At 59.4% G+C, this 17281-nt stretch carries 15 protein-coding genes, 6 tRNA genes and 1 pseudogene; 10 read left to right on the forward strand and 12 right to left on the reverse strand.

Going from position 1 to position 17281, the window contains the following annotated elements; translation table 11 throughout:
- The first annotated feature begins 59 nt into the window (after positions 1–59).
- Positions 60–467 carry a PA2817 family protein gene (locus tag ACM6IN_RS25090; RefSeq protein WP_007908190.1) on the forward strand — a complete coding sequence of 136 codons (408 nt, stop codon included), beginning with the start codon at positions 60–62 and terminating at the stop codon, positions 465–467.
- A 132-nt stretch (positions 468–599) separates the two neighbouring features.
- Here the strand turns inward: ACM6IN_RS25090 and ACM6IN_RS25095 are convergent, their stop codons facing one another.
- A complete protein-coding gene (locus ACM6IN_RS25095; RefSeq protein ID WP_134178203.1) occupies positions 600–1598 on the reverse strand; it encodes a LysR family transcriptional regulator in 999 nt (332 codons plus the stop codon).
- A 90-nt stretch (positions 1599–1688) separates the two neighbouring features.
- On the opposite strand from ACM6IN_RS25095, the gene ACM6IN_RS25100 reads away from it, so the two are divergent.
- The 3 genes from ACM6IN_RS25100 to ACM6IN_RS25110 all read left to right on the forward strand — a co-directional run bounded on the left by ACM6IN_RS25100 (position 1689) and on the right by ACM6IN_RS25110 (position 3814).
- Complete coding sequence (locus ACM6IN_RS25100) at positions 1689–2315, forward strand: hypothetical protein (protein ID WP_007908185.1); 627 nt, start codon at positions 1689–1691, stop codon at positions 2313–2315.
- Positions 2316–2403: 88 nt separating this feature from the next.
- A complete protein-coding gene (locus tag ACM6IN_RS25105) occupies positions 2404–3174 on the forward strand; it encodes a 2OG-Fe(II) oxygenase (protein WP_007908184.1) in 771 nt (256 codons plus the stop codon).
- Between the two features lies 1 nt (position 3175).
- A complete protein-coding gene (locus tag ACM6IN_RS25110) occupies positions 3176–3814 on the forward strand; it encodes a LysE family translocator (RefSeq protein WP_095112868.1) in 639 nt (212 codons plus the stop codon).
- A gap of 123 nt (positions 3815–3937) precedes the next feature.
- Here ACM6IN_RS25110 and ACM6IN_RS25115 read toward each other — a convergent pair.
- The 6 genes from ACM6IN_RS25115 to ACM6IN_RS25140 all read right to left on the reverse strand — a co-directional run bounded on the left by ACM6IN_RS25115 (position 3938) and on the right by ACM6IN_RS25140 (position 4561).
- Positions 3938–4013 (reverse strand) — tRNA-Gly (locus ACM6IN_RS25115).
- Between the two features lie 2 nt (positions 4014–4015).
- Positions 4016–4091 (reverse strand) — tRNA-Glu (locus ACM6IN_RS25120).
- 57 nt (positions 4092–4148) lie between these two features.
- Positions 4149–4224, reverse strand: a tRNA-Gly gene (locus ACM6IN_RS25125).
- Positions 4225–4227: 3 nt separating this feature from the next.
- A tRNA-Glu gene (locus tag ACM6IN_RS25130) sits at positions 4228–4303 on the reverse strand.
- Between the two features lie 104 nt (positions 4304–4407).
- Positions 4408–4483, reverse strand: a tRNA-Gly gene (locus ACM6IN_RS25135).
- A 2-nt stretch (positions 4484–4485) separates the two neighbouring features.
- Positions 4486–4561: transfer RNA gene (locus ACM6IN_RS25140), tRNA-Glu, on the reverse strand.
- Between the two features lie 384 nt (positions 4562–4945).
- Here ACM6IN_RS25140 and ACM6IN_RS25145 point away from each other — a divergent pair.
- Entirely contained in the window at positions 4946–5704 is a 759-nt protein-coding gene (locus ACM6IN_RS25145; protein ID WP_042705064.1) for a hypothetical protein, read from the forward strand.
- Positions 5705–7143: 1439 nt separating this feature from the next.
- Here the strand turns inward: ACM6IN_RS25145 and ACM6IN_RS25150 are convergent.
- The 4 genes and pseudogenes from ACM6IN_RS25150 to ACM6IN_RS25165 all read right to left on the reverse strand — a co-directional run bounded on the left by ACM6IN_RS25150 (position 7144) and on the right by ACM6IN_RS25165 (position 11574).
- Positions 7144–8025, reverse strand: a complete 882-nt coding sequence (locus ACM6IN_RS25150; protein WP_414916883.1) for a methyl-accepting chemotaxis protein — start codon at positions 8023–8025, stop codon at positions 7144–7146.
- Positions 8005–9288, reverse strand: a pseudogene (locus ACM6IN_RS25155) (HAMP domain-containing protein); the annotation flags it as partial. The gene ACM6IN_RS25150 and the pseudogene ACM6IN_RS25155, both read right to left, overlap by 21 nt.
- Positions 9221–10621: a PLP-dependent aminotransferase family protein gene (locus tag ACM6IN_RS25160; RefSeq protein ID WP_123376405.1), complete on the reverse strand. Its 1401-nt coding sequence runs from the start codon at positions 10619–10621 to the stop codon at positions 9221–9223. The gene ACM6IN_RS25160 and the pseudogene ACM6IN_RS25155, both read right to left, overlap by 68 nt.
- Before the next feature lie 191 nt (positions 10622–10812).
- Positions 10813–11574: an SDR family oxidoreductase gene (locus tag ACM6IN_RS25165; protein WP_414916878.1), complete on the reverse strand. Its 762-nt coding sequence runs from the start codon at positions 11572–11574 to the stop codon at positions 10813–10815.
- A gap of 103 nt (positions 11575–11677) precedes the next feature.
- Here ACM6IN_RS25165 and ACM6IN_RS25170 point away from each other — a divergent pair, with 103 nt between their 5' ends.
- Positions 11678–11815: a hypothetical protein gene (locus ACM6IN_RS25170; protein ID WP_157279740.1), complete on the forward strand. Its 138-nt coding sequence runs from the start codon at positions 11678–11680 to the stop codon at positions 11813–11815.
- Positions 11812–12816 carry an NADP-dependent oxidoreductase gene (locus ACM6IN_RS25175; protein ID WP_277758849.1) on the forward strand — a complete coding sequence of 335 codons (1005 nt, stop codon included), beginning with the start codon at positions 11812–11814 and terminating at the stop codon, positions 12814–12816. Before ACM6IN_RS25170 ends, ACM6IN_RS25175 begins: the two co-directional genes overlap by 4 nt.
- 125 nt (positions 12817–12941) lie before the next feature.
- Here the strand turns inward: ACM6IN_RS25175 and pyrF are convergent, their stop codons facing one another.
- The gene (gene pyrF, locus ACM6IN_RS25180) at positions 12942–13640 is read right to left on the reverse strand and encodes an orotidine-5'-phosphate decarboxylase (protein ID WP_161986598.1); all 699 of its coding nucleotides are present in this window, start codon (positions 13638–13640) and stop codon (positions 12942–12944) included.
- A gap of 284 nt (positions 13641–13924) precedes the next feature.
- Here pyrF and ACM6IN_RS25185 point away from each other — a divergent pair, with 284 nt between their 5' ends.
- From ACM6IN_RS25185 to xopAW, 3 genes are all read left to right on the forward strand, one after another.
- Entirely contained in the window at positions 13925–14686 is a 762-nt protein-coding gene (locus tag ACM6IN_RS25185; RefSeq protein WP_007917450.1) for a response regulator, read from the forward strand.
- Positions 14686–15735, forward strand: a complete 1050-nt coding sequence (locus ACM6IN_RS25190; RefSeq protein ID WP_095112864.1) for a sensor histidine kinase — start codon at positions 14686–14688, stop codon at positions 15733–15735. Before ACM6IN_RS25185 ends, ACM6IN_RS25190 begins: the two co-directional genes overlap by 1 nt.
- A gap of 234 nt (positions 15736–15969) precedes the next feature.
- A complete protein-coding gene (gene xopAW, locus ACM6IN_RS25195) occupies positions 15970–16827 on the forward strand; it encodes a XopAW family type III secretion system calcium-binding effector (RefSeq protein WP_414916879.1) in 858 nt (285 codons plus the stop codon).
- Positions 16828–17281: the final 454 nt, after the last annotated feature.

A 17281-nucleotide genomic window follows, 5' to 3' on the forward strand; every position in this document is an offset into this window, starting at 1 on the left:
CCAACAGGGCGCAGGAGCTTTATACTCCCGCGCCCGTTTTGCTCTTGAGGACTTATCTCGTGTCCAACGTCGTTGCCGATCATCTTGTTTTGCTCGACCACCTGCGCAGTATCCTGGTCGCCGTAGGTGAGGCCGAACAGGTTCCCGAAGAAAGCCATGCCCTGTTCCTGGAGCGTTTCGACGAACTGCTGGCATCGCTGCCGATCGATCCGATCGAAAGCCAGTACCTGGGACAGGACATCCTGACTCAAGTGATTACCCGTTACCCGCAAATCGCCCACCTGATCCCGCGCGATCTGCTGTGGTTCTTCGCCGGTGATTGCCTGCACTACCTGGCCGATGAAGAGATCGACATGTATCAGGCACTGGAAGAACGCCGTTACGAAGCCGAACAGAACGATGAACCGTTCGACTGGAATCAGGAAAAACAGCTGCTGGCAATGTCCGCTCAGGACAGCAAGCACTGATTTAACTGTTTGGTTGAAGGTCAAAAGATCGCCGCCTTCGGCAGCTCCTACATTGACTGTGTACGCCCGTCATAACGGATACACGCAATCCTCTGTAGGCTCTGCCGCAGGCTGCGATCTTTTGTTTTTGCGTTACAACAACCCTTCGCTTTCGGGCAATTCATAGGCCATCGCGGCGTTGCTCTCCCCCACTGATTTGCCCGGCTTGCTCAAGGTCGGTTCTTTCTGCAGGCATTCCACCAGATAGTCGATAAACACCCGCAATTTGGGTGGTAGATAACGCGTCGGCGAGTGCAGCAACCACAATCCGCCGTGATAGGACGCAAGGAAGGTCCAATCCGGCAGCACCTGGACCACCAATTTTTGCTCCAGCGCATAGCGGGCAGTGAAATACGGCAGACTGCCGATGCCGATGTGCTGCAACACTGCGCCCAATCGCACACCGGTGTGATTGGCGGCATAGCGACCGCGCACACCCACCGTTACCGCTTTGCTGCCTTTCTTGAATTTCCAGCGCGCATCGCTCGGGGTTTCGCCCAGATAGATACAACTGTGATTGAGCAAATCATGCGGGTGAGTCGGTGTGCCGTGTTCGGCCAAGTATTGCGGCGTGGCACAGAGCAAGTGGTCAATGGTCAGCAATTGCCGCCCGACCAATCCGGCCGGTGGTCGATCGGTGATGCGAATCGCCAGATCGACATGGTCGTCGATCAAATCGACCTGGCGATCCTCAAGCAACAGCTCGACATCGACCTTGGGATAACGCCGCAGAAACTCGGGCATGTGCGGATGAATCACAAAGCGCCCCACAGCTTTCGGCACGCTGACCCGCACCAGTCCTTCGGCTTCATGGGTGAACTGGCCACTGATCTCCATGACCGATTTGGCTGCGCTGACCATTTCCTGACAGCGCTTGAATACCTCCTCGCCGCCATCACTCAAACGCAGCTTGCGCGTGGTGCGCTGCAGCAGCCGCGTGGCCAAGGCTTTTTCCAGGCGCGAGATACTGCGGCTCACCGCTGACGGCGATGACCCCAGCTGCCGAGCGGCCTCAGAGAAGCTGCCGGTCTCCACGACCTTGACGAAAATCGCCATTTCACCGAGCAGCGGTAGCGGCAGATTGATGCTCACAGCGCACAAGTCCTTTGATGTTTGAACGGATTATCACGTTATTGCACGATTCATATAATAAAAAAAGAAACTTTAATAAGGGCATGGAATATGACGCTTCGCCTCTTTTTCCATAGTGATGACCTCAAGGCCAATGTGGAAGTCCTCGACTGCACGCCCCAAGAGCACGAATTCGCCGTGGTATTACGCGCCACGCTGTTTCACCCGCAGGGCGGCGGCCAGCCCTGTGATACCGGCTGGATCGGTGAAAGCCAGGTGCTGCGCGTGGTACAGGAGCCGGACCGGATCATCCATTTTGTCGATCGCCCGGTGGCGCTCGGCATGACCTGTATCCGCATCGACGAACAGCGCCGAAACTTCAATACACGCATGCATTCAGCCGGCCACTTGATCGGGCATTTCGTTCAGGCGTTGGGCTGGATGCCGATCAAGGCACACCACTGGCCGGACGAAGGTCGAGTGCAATTCAAACCCGGCGATGGTGCGCAGGAAGTCGATGCAGAGACCGTTCAACACGGAATCGCCCAGTGGATCGAGCACGATCTGCCGCGCCTGACCTCGCTGCGCGAAGGTGCGCGAGAAATCGGTTTCGGTGAACTGCCCGCCTATGGCTGTGGCGGCACCCATGTACGTAGCCTGAAGGATCTGGGCACTGTCACGATCGCGTCCCTTTCGCAGAAGAAAGGCACGTTGTCCGTCCACTACAGCGTGGATTGAGCATTTCGGACGCGGCCTCACGCAACGTCCGACGCCGGGGAACCGCATTCGCAGGTTCCGTTGACTATCGATAGATGGACCTAAAAAAATGATGCTAGACGTCGAGCGTCTCGATGAGACGTGCATAAAAAAACTGGCCAACGAAGAAGTCCTCGCCATCCGCGTCAAAGGCTTTTTGCCTGAGCCGCTGGCCATTCAGATTGGCGACAAGATTCTCGCTCCAGGCTTTGAGGGTTACATCAACGCACCGAGTATCGGCCGCATCGGCATGGCCTTTTATGAGGCGGAAAATCAACCGTTGCTGATTGAGGACTACTTCGAACGCGCCACCAGCAACATCGCCGAACTGCGCAATCGCTGCGCGCCCTACTCTTCACCGATCGACACCTTGCGCTGCATGCTCGACGAATCCTGGCCAGCCGGCGCACACCTGGAAAACCTCTACGGCCGGAAAATGTATGTCGGCCTTTCGCGAGTGGTGAAACCGGGGGTGTGCTTCCTCGCCCACCACGACATCTTCGCCAAGGACGCCCCGGACAGTTTCCAGGCCCGCAGCCTTGAGGCGCAGTTTGCCTGCAACGTCTACCTGAACATGCCGACCGAAGGCGGCGCGTTGCAGATGTGGGACGACGACATCAGCCCCGATCAATTCGACGAAATGCGGGGTGACAGCTATGGCATCGAACCGGCGCTGCTCGGCCCGCCGGCCCTCGAAGTGAGACCGCAACCCGGCGATTTCATCATGTTCAATTCGCGTCGCATGCACTCGGTGACCCCGGGCGTGGCAGACCCGCGCTTGAGTCTTTCCTTTTTTGTCGGCTATCGCGGCAATGCTTCACCCCTGACCTACTGGAGCTGAGATGTATTCGAATTATCTGGGCGAGTTTTTGGCGCTGGCTACCATTCACTTTCTGGCCGTGGTTGCTCCCGGCCCGGACTTCGCAGTCACTATTCGCCAGAGCGTACGCTTCGGCCGACTGGTGGGAATCTGTACGGCGCTGGGGATCGGCGCGGGGATTTCCGTGCACGTGCTGTACACGCTGCTGGGAGTCGGGGCGCTGATGCACACCACACCGTGGTTGCTGACCGTGGCCAAAGTGATTGGCGGGGCTTATATCCTGTATCTGGGTGTCAGCCTGTTGCGCAGCAAACCGAAATCGTCCCTTGAAGGTGAAAAGACCAGCGAGGAGCCGGTGGTTGAACAGACGTTGTTCAAGGCCTTCAGCACCGGTTTTCTGACCAATGCGACCAACCCCAAGGCCACGCTGTTTTTCCTGGCCATCTTCACCACGATCATCAGCGCCAGCACGCCCCTGCAGATCCAGGCCTTTTACGGGCTGTGGATGTGCTTTGTGAATGCGCTGTGGTTTGTTGTGGTCGCGCTGTTTTTCTCAAGCAATCGGGTTCGCTTGCTATTCATGCGCATGGGCCATTGGTTTGAACGCACGATGGGCGTGGTGCTGATTCTGTTTGCCGGTCGCCTGATGCTGTCCTGGTAAGCCGACGCATAACGCAAAAGGCCCGCCGAATCGCTTCGGCGGGCCTTTTTCATGACTGATGACTCAACTACAAATCGTGCGCATACAAAAACGCCACTCAGTTGAGCGGCGTTTTTGTGAATATGGAGCGGGAAACGAGACTCGAACTCGCGACCCCGACCTTGGCAAGGTCGTGCTCTACCAACTGAGCTATTCCCGCAATGGCGTCCCCTAGGGGACTCGAACCCCTGTTACCGCCGTGAAAGGGCGGTGTCCTAGGCCACTAGACGAAGGGGACACAGGCTACAACTTTCACTAATAAAAACGCCGCTCACTGAGCGGCGTCTTTAGAATTTGGAGCGGGAAACGAGACTCGAACTCGCGACCCCGACCTTGGCAAGGTCGTGCTCTACCAACTGAGCTATTCCCGCAAATGGCGTCCCCTAGGGGACTCGAACCCCTGTTACCGCCGTGAAAGGGCGGTGTCCTAGGCCACTAGACGAAGGGGACACGCTACCCGGAACACATGGTGTGTGTTTCGGTGTCCAGATCCTTGTCCGAAGACTTGGTTCTGGTTTCACTCAGCACCGCCCGAAAGCACTGCTGTTTAAAATTGGAGCGGGAAACGAGACTCGAACTCGCGACCCCGACCTTGGCAAGGTCGTGCTCTACCAACTGAGCTATTCCCGCATTGGCGTCCCCTAGGGGACTCGAACCCCTGTTACCGCCGTGAAAGGGCGGTGTCCTAGGCCACTAGACGAAGGGGACACGCTACAACATTCACTCCCTGCCGCGCTTCGCTGTGTGCTTTACGCTGCAAGTGGCGCGCATTCTATGGATGGATTGAGAGGTCGTCAACCCCTTGATATAAATTTATTTAAATCAATGACTTCGACCTGCTTTACGGCGGCAACCGGGCTTTTCCGTCGCCCGACGATTGACGCCTATATTCCGCCACTCGCCAAGACGTTATAGTCCACCGCACAGTGATGGCAATCTGCACATGCATCGCCAGCATTCATATAAGCAGCGTGCGGCCGATACAGATTGAACCTGCCGATCCAACTCGTCGAGCGGCGCTAGGCGGCTAAATGCCCAGCCACTACACTCGCATGCGAACCCTATAAAGAGGTCTTACCGGTGACACCACTCATGATCACCCTGCTAGTCATAGCCGGGATCGCAATTCTGATCGCCATTGGCTACATGAACCATGTGGTGGAAAACAACAAACTGGAGAAAGCCCGTACCAAGGTCGAACTGAACGACCGCCTGCGCCGCTGCGGCGAACTGACCGAGACCTTTCCGGGCCAGTTCATGACCCCGGCCCTCAAGCTGCTGCTGACCCGCCTGGAGCTGAATGTCTGCCAGCGCCTGCTGAACCTGGAAAAAACCAGCGCCACCACCAAAGCGCGCATCACCGAACTGAGCGCATTGGTCGCCCAAGGCGAATCGATCCCGGTCAACAACCCTCCGGCGCCGATCCTGACCGAAGCCAAAGCCAAAGACGTGCGCTTCCTGCTCGAAGCCCTCCACGGCCAGATCACCCGCGCCGCCCACGACGGCTTCCTGCCACCGAACGAAGCCAAACACTGGATCCGCGAGGTCCGCCACATACTGGTGCTGCTGCACATCGAATTCTTCAACAACCTCGGCCAACAGTCCCTGCAACAAAACCAGCCCGGCCAGGCCCGCCTCGCCTTCGAACGCGGCGTGCAATACCTGCGCAAACAGCAGGACCCACAGGTGTATGCAGAACAACTGCAATATCTGGAAAAACTGCTGGCCCGCGCCAACGCCCAGGTCATGGACAAAATTGCACCGGTTGAAGGTGAGGAGAACCAACTGACCGCCGGCCTAAAAGATGTAGAGGCCGATGCCGACTGGAAAAAGAAAGTGATTTACGACTGATTGCAGAGGTTGAAAGAGAAGCCACCGAGAGGTGGCTTTTTTTGTGGGCTCGCGGGAGTGAATCCGAAAGAAAACCGGTGAATGTGAGAACACTTTCGCGAGCAGGCTCGCTCCCACAGTTTGAACTGCGTGCATTCAGACAGAGATTGGTCGGCTGTGAGGCCGCCATCGCCGGCAAGCCAGCTCCCACAGGGTTTGAGTACATCCGGCAGAAATGGGTTGGCTGCCAGACCGCGATCGCGAGCAGGCTCACTCCTACAGTTTGAACTGCGTGCATTCAGACAGAGATTGGCCGGCTGTCAGGCCGCCATCGCTGGCAAGCCAGCTCCCACAGGGTTTGAGTAAATCCGGCAGAAATGGGTTGGCTGCCAGACCGCGATCGCGAGCAGGCTCACTCCTACAATGGGATTGAGTACATCTGACAGAGATTGGCTCGCTGTCAGGCCGCCATCGCTGGCAAGCCAGCTCCCACAGGATTTAAGTACATCCGGCAGAGATGAGTTGGCTGCAAGACCGCGATCGCGAGCAGGCTCACTCCTACAATGGGATTGAGTACATCTGACAGAGATTGGCCAGCTGTCAGGCCGCCATCGCTGGCAAGCCAGCTCCCACAGGGTTTGAGTACATCCGGCAGAAATGGGTTGGCTGCCAGACCGCGATCGCTGGCAAGCCAGCTCCCACAGGATTTAAGTACATCCGGCAGAGATGAGTTGGCTGCAAGACCGCGATCGCGAGCAGGCTCACTCCTACAATGGGATTGAGTACATCTGACAGAGATTGGCCGGCTGTCAGGCCGCCATCGCTGGCAAGCCAGCTCCCACAGGGTTTGAGTACATCCGGCAGAGATGAGTTGGCTGCAAGACCGCGATCGCGAGCAGGCTCACTCCTACAATGGGATTGAGTACATCTGACAGAGATTGGCCGGCTGTCAGACCGCCATCGCTGGCAAGCCAGCTCCCACAGGGTTTGAGTACATCCGGCAGAAATGGGTTGGCTGCCAGACCGCGATCGCGAGCAGGCTCACTCCTACAGAAAAGCAAAACAGCGCCCACCTCGCACCGCGTCGCTTCTCACCACTCAACAGGATGAGCGTTAGCTCGGCTGCAGCTCTTGATCTTAAAGCCCGTCGGCAGGCTGAGTGGAGGGATTGATCCGGGGGTGGGAGCGCAGCGACCGTTCGACGAAGTCGAACACATCGAGAGGAGGTGCAGCGAAGCAAACCGTAGGCGATGCCCCCGGATCGATCCCGGAACGAAGGAACCCCGAGCCCCAGCGAGCGGGCCGAACGTCAGGGCGCAGACCTTTTGGTTACTTTTGGGGCGTTTGCCAAAAGTGACCCGCCGTAAGGGCGGAACCCTAATCAGCAACACCCGCAGCAACGGATATCCCCCCAAAACCCCAAGAGCCTGGTCGGCCCAAAGGCCGCCAAGCCCAAAGCGTCAAAGCCGAAAATGCCCAACCATCCCGCGCAACTCACTCCCCAACTGCGCCAGCTCAACACTCGAAGCCGCATTCCCGCGCATCGCGATCGACGACTGATCCGCACTCGCACGAATACTCGTCACACTGCGATTGATCTCCTCCGCCACCGAACTCTGCTCCTCGGCCGCCGCCGCAATCTGCTGATTCATCTGCTGAATCAACGACACCGCCGCCGCAATACTCCCCAGCGCACTCTCGGTCTGCAAAGCATCACTCACCGCCAGCTTCACCAACTCCCCGCTGCTCTGAATCTGCTGCACCGACGAATGCGCCGCCGAGCGCAATGCACTCACCAGTCGCTCGATTTCCTCGGTCGATTGCTGCGTGCGCCGAGCCAAAGCACGCACCTCATCGGCCACCACCGCAAAGCCCCTGCCCTGCTCCCCGGCCCGCGCCGCCTCGATCGCGGCATTCAACGCCAATAGATTGGTCTGTTCGGCGACACTCTTGATCACCTCCAGCACCGTGCCGATATTCTGGATTTCCGCACTCAGGCTTTCGATGCTGGAACTGGCCGACGTCGCCGAATCAGCCAATTGCTCGATGCGCGCCATGCTCTGGCGCACCACTTGCTGCCCGCTTTCGACCTTGTCATCCGCCGTTTGCGCGGCCACCGCCGCCTCTTCGGCATTGCGTGCAACGTCATGCACGGTGGCGGTCATCTGGTTCATCGCCGTGGCGACCTGCTCGGTTTCTTCCTTCTGGCTACTGACCTCAAGGTTGGTCTGCTCGGTGACCGCCGACAACGATTGCGCCGAACTGGCCAATTGTTCGATCCCTGCCTGCAGGCCGCTGACAATCGTACTCAACCCCGCGCCCATCTGTTGCATCGCCAGCATCAACTGGCCGATCTCGTCACGTCGGGTCACTTGCACGGTCGCACTCAAGTCGCCGGCGGCAATCTGTTGCGCGACCTGGATCACGCTGCGCAATGGCGCGACAATCAGTCGGGTGATCAACCACGCCGCGAACAAGCCGACCAACAACGCCAGCGCCGATGAACCAATGATCAGCAGCGAATTTTTCTTCAGTTCCGCCTGCATCGCACCGTCTTCAGCGACATACGCCTGGTTGACCCGCTCGACCACTTGGTCGGCACGCTGGTGCAATTGCTCGTAGACGGTTTTTTCCTGCGCGAGCAATCCGGTGTATTCGGCGAGCTTGTCGTTGAAACCGGCGATATGCCCGGAGACTTCGTTGAGCACGGTCAGATAGCCTTCGTCCTTGACCGTGGTTTTCAGTTCTTCGGCCTGGGCCTGGGCCTGTGCGGCCTGTTCGATATTGCCCTTGCCGGCACCGTCGGCATCACCCTTGCGGCTTTGATCCAGACGAATCCGCGCTTCGTTCATCGCTTGCAGCATCAGCCGGGAGACCTGACTGACCTGACTGGCCTGCTCGATGAATTGCGCGCCGTCCTTGCCCTCGGTGTCCTTCAAGGTATATGCACCGTCGTCGGCAAGCCCGGCCTGCAATACGTCGAGGTTGTTGGCCACACTGGACACCGACCAACTGGCCATTTCCAGTGCCAGGTCCTTGGCCTGAGTCAACGACACAAATTCATCGAACGCCTTTCGATAGGCTCCCAGCGACTGCTGCACATCATTCATGACTGGCACATTCGCTGCCGACTGCGTCTTGAGCTGATCAGCCAGAACGACCAGTTCGTCGACGCCCTTACGCAGCGCATCGGCGGTCTTCGGATTGCCTCGCAAAGCGTATTCCTGCTCGAGCAGGCGCACGTTGAGCAGGCCACTGTTGAGAGAGGACATCTGTTTCAGCCCGTCGAAACGCTGACTGATGGTTTGCAGGGACCAGACGCCAATGGCCGCCACCAGCGCAGTCAGGAGCAAAACCAGCACAAACCCGATACCCAGTTTTTTCGCCATACCGAGGTTGGCAAAACGTCCTTGCATGGCCGAAATCATTGCGCGTAGTCCCCTGCCATTGTCAGTAGAGCGAAGAGTCGCAACGGCCATCCACCGACACAAGTCTCTGGCGTCGGAATAATGGCAAAAAGCTACGCCCGCGTCGTTTTCAGAACACTTGAGGTCGATCCGAACCGGTGTGGCGGAAAAACTGCCGAGCGCGTGGATCGCATGCATAGGTAACGTTGATGCGCAGCCAGTCGCCCGACTCACCACTGGGACTGAACGCGTCAGGCGCTGACAGCAGCACGCCGCAGCGTTGAGCATGACGACGCACTCGAACCTGATCGGTCATGCGCGAGCGCGCCCAAATGAAAAGCCCACCCGCAGGTTTGCCGAACACCTCCCAATCAGCGTCCTCCAACGCCTGCAGCGCGGCGGCGCGATCGGCATTCAAACGTTGACGCTGACGCTGCACCAGTTTGCGGTAAGCGCCACTGACCATCAGACTGGCCAGCACCGCTTCGGAAAACCTCGACACCCCCAAACCACTGATCATCTTGACCTGCGCCAGCCGCCTGACGATTTCGCTGTCGGCGAAGACGAACCCGACCCGCAACGAGCTGCTCAGTGTCTTGGAAAAGCTGCCCACGTAAATGACGCGCCCCTCATGGTCCTGCGCCGCCAGTCGTGTGCCGTTGTCCGTGTGCAAGTCCGCATAGACGTCGTCTTCAATCACGCGCAGATCGTAGGTCTTGCTCAGTTGCAGGATGCGTTGCGCAACGCTCGGCGACAGGCAAGTACCGGTAGGGTTGTGATGATGGCTGTTGATGAACAATGCGCCGGGGCGAAACTGTTGCAGCACAGCCTCGAGCGCTTCGATATCCGGCCCGTTCGGGGTACGACGCACCTCAAGCATGTGCACGCCATGCAGACGCAGCAGATCAAACAGCGGCGCGTAACCGGGCGTTTCGACCACCACGCAGTCTCCTGACTTGAACAAGGTACGCACGATCAGATCCAGCGCATGGCTGGCACCGCAGGTACTCAGCAACTGCGCACTGCGGGCCTCGATATTGAGCAGCTTCAGGCGCTTGACGATCTGCTCGCGCAACGCTGGAAGCCCAAAGGGTGTGCTGTAGTTGAACAGACTGGCCATATCGGTGCGCGCCACCTCGCGCAGCGCATAGCTGAGGTCGTCAGGCTCGCGCCAGCTTTGCGGCAGCCCCCCTGCCCCCAGCTTCAAGCCACCGGCCGTCTCGCACACTGCATCGCACCAGGCATACCGCCCCCCGAACAGCGCCAGTTCATCCTCTGCGCCCAGTGTCGACGGCGAGGCGGCGACGATGAATCCGGTGCCTTGGCAGGTGCTTAGAACGCCCTGCGATACCAGACGCTCACAGGCCTCGACCACACACGACTGGCTGAGCAGATTACCCCGGGCGATTTGCCTCACGGAGGGCAAACGAGTGGCCGGCGGTACGCCATTTTGCAGGATCCACTCGGTCAGTCCGTCAACAATCTGCTGCACGACCGGCACCATTGCCTGTCGATCAATTCTCAATTCCATGAGCAAGCAAACTCCTGTCCGTTTTGCTGGCGGCAGTAAATCACAGCCGCGCCGGACAGGCTGTGCGACAACGCCGCCAAAAGCGACCGTTCTAACCGTTTGATACACATTGTTTAAGGGACTTCACGGAACTGACCGTGACCCACAAAAAAGCCCGCAATGAATGCGGGCTGTTTTTTCTGGCGCTTTATTCAGAAAGCGGTGACGCCGCCATCCACTGCCAGAGAGTGGCCCGTGGTGAAGGCGGCACCGTCGCTGCACAGGTACAACACAGCGCTGGCAATTTCCTCGACCTTGCCGATGCGACCGACCGGGTGCATCGCGTTGGCGAATTCGCCCTTCTTCGGATCAGCCTCATAAGCGCGGCGAAACATGTCGGTATCGATCACCGCCGGACACACAGCGTTGACGCGGATTTTCTTTTTCGCGTACTCAATGGCTGCCGATTTGGTCAAGCCAATCACCGCATGCTTGGACGCCGCGTAGATGCTCATCTTCGGCGCCGCGCCCAGTCCCGCCACCGAGGCAGTATTGACGATCGCCCCGCCGCCCTGCGCCAGCAACAATGGCAGTTGATACTTCATGCACAGCCAAACGCCTTTGACGTTGACGCCCATGATTGCGTCGAACTCATCCATCGAGCCTTCAGCGAGTTTGCCTTTTTCGATTTCGATACCGGCATTATTGAAGGCGTAGTCCAGACGACCGTAGGTATTGATCACCTCGTCCATCAGATTCTTCACTTCGCTTTCGACGGTCACGTTGCTACGCACGAAGGTCGCTTCGCCGCCAGCGGTACGAATCAGCGCAACGGTGCCCTCGCCCCCTGCCGCGTCCAGGTCGGCGACCACCACTTTCAGGCCTTCGGCAGCGAACGCCTGCGCGGTTGCACGGCCGATGCCGTTGGCGGCGCCGGTGACTACGGCAACCTGACCGGAAAACGTCATGCTCATTGTTATGTCCTCGAAGGGATGGATGCAGGGGATGTGTGGAATGGCAGCATAGCCATTGAGGTCTGCCGAGCGTCAGCACTATCCAATGGCTGTTTATGTGCCCATGCGTTGCAGTGATAAAACCAACCCGGTGATCATCACTGCACTGGATCGGCGTGCATTCGCCGCATCAGCCAACCTTGCGCCAATGCCGGCGAAGGTCTATCAACAAAGCTTCATTCCGTTCGAGTGCCTGTCATGACCAACCAGACCAATCGCCAGTTCCTGCTCGCCAAACGCCCGGTGGGCGCGGCAACCCGCGAGACCTTCACCTATCAGGAAGTCCCGGTGGGTGAACCGGCGGCGGGGCAGATTCTGGTCAAGAACGAATACCTGTCCCTCGACCCGGCCATGCGTGGCTGGATGAACGAAGGCAAGTCCTACATCCCGCCGGTCGGTATCGGCGAAGTCATGCGCGCGTTGGGTGTAGGCAAAGTCGTTGCTTCGAACAATCCGGGATTCGCCGTCGGGGACTACGTCAACGGCGCCATTGGCGTGCAGGATTATTTCCTCGGTGAGCCAAGAGGTTTCTACAAAGTCGATCCGAAACTGGCACCGCTGCCGGTGTATCTGTCGGCACTGGGCATGACTGGCATGACCGCCTATTTCGCCCTGCTGGATGTCGGTGCACCGAAGGCCGGCGACACCGTTGTGCTGTCCGGTGCGGCGGGCGCAGTGGGCAGCATTGCCGGGCAGATCGCCAAGATCAAAGGTTGCCGAGTGGTTGGCATTGCCGGCGGTGCCGACAAGTGCAAATTCCTCATTGATGAACTGGGCTTCGACGGCGCCATCGACTACAAGTCCGAAGACGTTGTAGCCGGGCTTAAACGCGAATGCCCGAAAGGCGTCGACGTCTATTTCGATAACGTTGGCGGCGACATCCTCGATGCGGTGTTGAGCCGTTTGAACATGAAGGCGCGCGTAGTGATCTGCGGCGCGATCAGTCAGTACAACAACAAGGAAGCGGTCAAAGGCCCGGCCAACTACCTGTCGCTGCTGGTCAATCGCGCGCGGATGGAAGGTTTTGTGGTGATGGACTATGCCGCGCAATACGCCAGCGCCGCGCAGGAAATGGCCGGCTGGATGGCCAAGGGGCAGCTCAAGAGCAAGGAAGATATCGTCGAAGGCCTGGAGACGTTCCCGGAGACGCTGATGAAATTGTTCAGCGGCGAGAACTTCGGCAAGTTGGTGTTGAAGGTTTAAGCCCACCACAAAACAAAGGTAGGAGTGAGCCTGCTCGCGATAGCGGTGTGTCAGTCAACATTAACGTTGTTTGACACACCGCTATCGCGAGCAGGCTCACTCCTACAGGGTTTCGCGGTGTCTGATCAGGCGATTTCGGCTACAACCGAAGCCAACGCCTTGGCCGGATCCGCCGCCTGGCTGATCGGACGGCCAATCACCAGATAATCGGAACCGGCATCCAGCGCCTGACGCGGGGTCAGAATGCGGCGCTGATCGTCCTGCGCGCTGCCCGCCGGACGAATCCCCGGGGTCACCAGTTGCAGCGACGGATGCGCGGTTTTCAGTGCCGTGGCTTCCAGCGCCGAGCACACCAGACCGTCCATGCCAGCCTTCTCGGCCAGTGCAGCCAGACGCAGCACTTGTTCCTGCGGTTCGATATCCAGACCGATACCGGCCAGGTCTTCACGCTCCATGCTGGTCAGCACGGTCACGCCGATCAGCAACGGCTGCGGGCCGCTGCGCTTGTCCAGCTCTTCACGGCAAGCGGCCATCATGCGCATACCACCGGAGCAATGCACGTTGACCATCCACACGCCCATCTCGGCGGCGGCTTTCACGGCCATCGCGGTGGTGTTGGGAATGTCATGGAATTTCAGGTCGAGGAATACTTCAAAACCCTTGTCACGCAGGGTGCCGACAATTTCGGCGGCGCAACTGGTGAACAGTTCCTTGCCCACTTTGACCCGGCACAGTTTCGGGTCCAACTGGTCGGCCAGCTTCAGTGCGGCGTCACGGGTAGGGAAATCCAGGGCGACGATGATAGGAGTCTGGCAGGCGGACATGAATGGGCTCTCAGGCAGGTCGAAATCGGCGCGCATTGTAGCGGAACCGGCAGCGGCGCGGCACCCGATGATCGGTAAATCGTCGCACCAACCGTGATCAGCATAGCGCTCGCTGCTATTGTGTCGACTCCGATACACAGCCGACACGCCAGCAACAAGCATCCGCGCTAGCCTCGCCAGCCGCAACACGTCCTTACATCAGCACTTCCCGCCTCGCGGCTGGACGCCTATGCTGAAACCACCACCTCGCAGCCCATCTTTTGTGGTTGGCGGCCTACTGGCAGATGAACAGCCTCATGCACAACACCCAAATGACCGCGACGGATGAGCCTAAAGACGACAAGCGCTGGAGCATTCGCGCGCTGATCGTCGACGATGACGTGCCGATTCGCGAGCTGATGATCGATTACCTCGCCCGCTTCAACATCCACGCCAGCGGCGTCACCGACGGTGCGGCGATGCGTCAGGCGCTGCTGGCCGAGCATTTCGATGTCGTCGTGCTGGACCTGATGCTGCCCGGCGAAGACGGCTTGTCGCTGTGCCGCTGGCTGCGCGCTGAATCGGACATCCCGATCCTGATGCTCACCGCTCGCTGCGAACCGACCGACCGCATCATCGGCCTGGAACTGGGCGCCGACGACTACATGGCCAAACCGTTCGAACCGCGCGAACTGGTCGCGCGCATCCAGACCATTCTGCGCCGGGTGCGTGACGACCGCACCGAACAACGCGCCAACATTCGTTTCGACAACTGGCGCCTGAACAGCGTCCTGCGCCAATTGATCGCCGACGATGGTCTGGTGGTGCCGCTGTCCAACGCCGAATTTCGCCTGCTGTGGGTGTTTATCGAACGTCCGCGCCGAGTGCTCAGCCGCGAGCAATTGCTCGACGCAGCCCGGGGTCGCTCGATCGAAGCCTTCGACCGCAGCATTGATTTGCTGGTCTCGCGCCTGCGGCAGAAACTCGGCGATGACCCGAAAGCCCCACAGTTGATCAAAACCGTGCGCGGTGAGGGTTACCTGTTCGACGCGCGAGACATCGGCTGATGCGGGCGCGCTTCGACACGCTGTTCGGGCGCCTGTTTGGCGTGCTGTTCGTGGCGATCGTCCTCGCGCACCTGCTGGCTTTCACCTGGTTCCGTCTCTACGGCCCGCCTCCGCCTCCGCCGCCTCCGGAGTTCTCCCAAGGCGCCAACGGCCAAGCAATGGCGCAAGACCCGCGCTACCCGCCACGGCCACCCCGTCCGTGGTTCGGTGGCCCGGTGGTGCCGCTGACCTTTCAGTTCATCACGCTGATGATCGCGGCCTGGTACGGCGCCAAACTGCTCAGTCGCCCGATCCAGCGCCTGAGCGACGCCGCCGAACGCCTCAGCGAAGACCTCGACAGCCCGCCACTCGACGAGTCCGGCCCACGGGAAGCACGACAAGCCGCCTACACCTTCAACCTGATGCAGCGGCGCATTCGCGAACAGGTGCAGCAGCGCGCACGAATGCTCGGCGCCGTGTCCCACGATCTGCGCACACCGCTGTCACGCCTGAAACTGCGCCTGGAAAACATCAGCGATGAAAAGCTGCAAGGCCAGATGCGTCAGGACCTGGACGACATGATCGGCATGCTCGACGCCACCCTCACCTACCTGCACGAACAGCGCACCAGCGAAGCCTTGCAGTTGATGGATGTGCAGGCGCTGGTCGAATCGCTGTGCGAAAACGCTCAGGACCAGGGCGCCGACGTGCAGGTCAGCGGCCACTGCGCGCCGTTGCCGGTGCAGCCGATGGCGCTGCGTTCGTGCATCAACAACCTCATGGACAACGCCCTGCGTTATGCCGGCCAGGCGCGCATCGAGTTACAAGATCAACGCGAGCAACTGCTGATCCACGTGATCGACCATGGCCCGGGGATTGCCGAGGACAAACGTGAAGCGGTGTTCGAGCCGTTTTATCGGCTGGAAGGTTCGCGCAATCGTAACTCCGGCGGTGTGGGGCTGGGCATGACCATTGCCCGCGAGGCAGCGCAGCGTTTGGGTGGGCAGCTCAATCTCGAAGAAACCCCGGGCGGCGGCCTTACCGCCATCATTCGCCTGCCGCGCCCCTGAAAACACCACCATCCAATGTGGGAGCGAGCCTGCTCGCGAAGGCGTCAACTGATCCAACATCTCTTTTGAATGTACCGGCCTCTTCGCGAGCAAGCTCGCTCCCACAGAGTTCGGCGGTGTTCATTCTGCCGTGTGTACCCACCGGTACAAACCCCACATACCCCCGACAACTTGCGCCCTGAGGCTGCATGAGCCGGTACACCCACCGGTTTGCCATTCCAGGGAGTGAGTCCGATGATCGGTAGCGTCAGCAACTACACAAGCTATACCAGCACCAGCAGCACCTCCACGCAAAACGCGCGCAGCCAGCAACTGCAAAAAGAACTGTTCGCCAAACTCGACAGCAACGGCGACAGCGCGGTGGATCAGGACGAACTGAAAAGCGCCCTGTCGCAGAAGTCCGACGACGGCCTGCTGGTCAACCTGAGCAAACAGTTCGGTGATCTGGACAGCGACGCCAGCGGCAGCCTCAGCGCCGAAGAAATGACCGCCATGGCGCCGCCTCCGCCACCGCCACACGATCAAGCTCCGGACACCGATCTCGCCGACGCCCTGATCAGCGCCCTCGACACCGATGGCGACGGCGCCATCAGCAGCGACGAACTGAGCAGCGGCCTGACCAGCGCCGGCAGCAGCGCCGACAGCAACGAAATCTTCTCCGCCCTGGACAAGAACAAGGACGGCACCGTCAGCCAGGACGAACTCACCGCCAGCCTGACCCCACCGCCGCCTCCGCCACCACAAATCAACAGCGACGAACTGTTCAGCCAACTCGACGCCGATGGCGACGGCAGCGTGTCCGCGACAGAACTGAACAGCGCATTGCAAACCAGCAACAACAGCACCGCAACGACCAGCACCGACACCAGCGCCGCGCTGCTCAAGGTGCTCGATAGCGACAGCAGCGGCGGCGTGAGCAGTGATGAACTGAAAGCGGCGTTACAGGCTGGGAGAGAACGACCGGAGGAAGAACAGACCGCTTCGACCCAGAGCACCACTGAAGCGCTGAACCGCATGATTGCCAATCTGAGCAAACAGTACTCGCTGGAAAAAACGGCGTCGGTGGGCAAGTATTTGAATGTGGCGACTTGAGTCGACGCCATTATTTGCCACGGACAATCAAAAGCCCCTCACCCTAGCCCTCTCCCGTGGGAGAGGGGACTGATCGAGGTGTTTGGGAGAGCTACGCCGACGTGAAACACCGAGTCGTACTCAGATTCTGAAACAGATCAAAATCCCCTCACCCTAGCCCTCTCCCAGAGGGAGAGGGGACTGATCTGAGGTGTTTGGACGAGTTACACCGACGTGAAATACCGAGTTGAACTCAGATTCTGAAACACATCAAAAGCCGAACACCCCACGCTCTTCACCACTCAATAGGCCGAGTGTCAGCTCGCCTGCTTTTGATCTTGATCTTGATCCACGGGCGACGTCGGAAGGCTGAGTGGAGGGATTGATCCGGGCGTGGGAGCGCAGCGACCGTTTGGCGCAGCCAAACACAGCGAGAGGAGGTGCAGCGAAGCAAACCGGAGACGCTGCGCCCGGA

The organism is Pseudomonas sp. IT-P395 (assembly GCF_949767675.1).
Taxonomy (GTDB): Bacteria; Pseudomonadota; Gammaproteobacteria; order Pseudomonadales; family Pseudomonadaceae; genus Aquipseudomonas.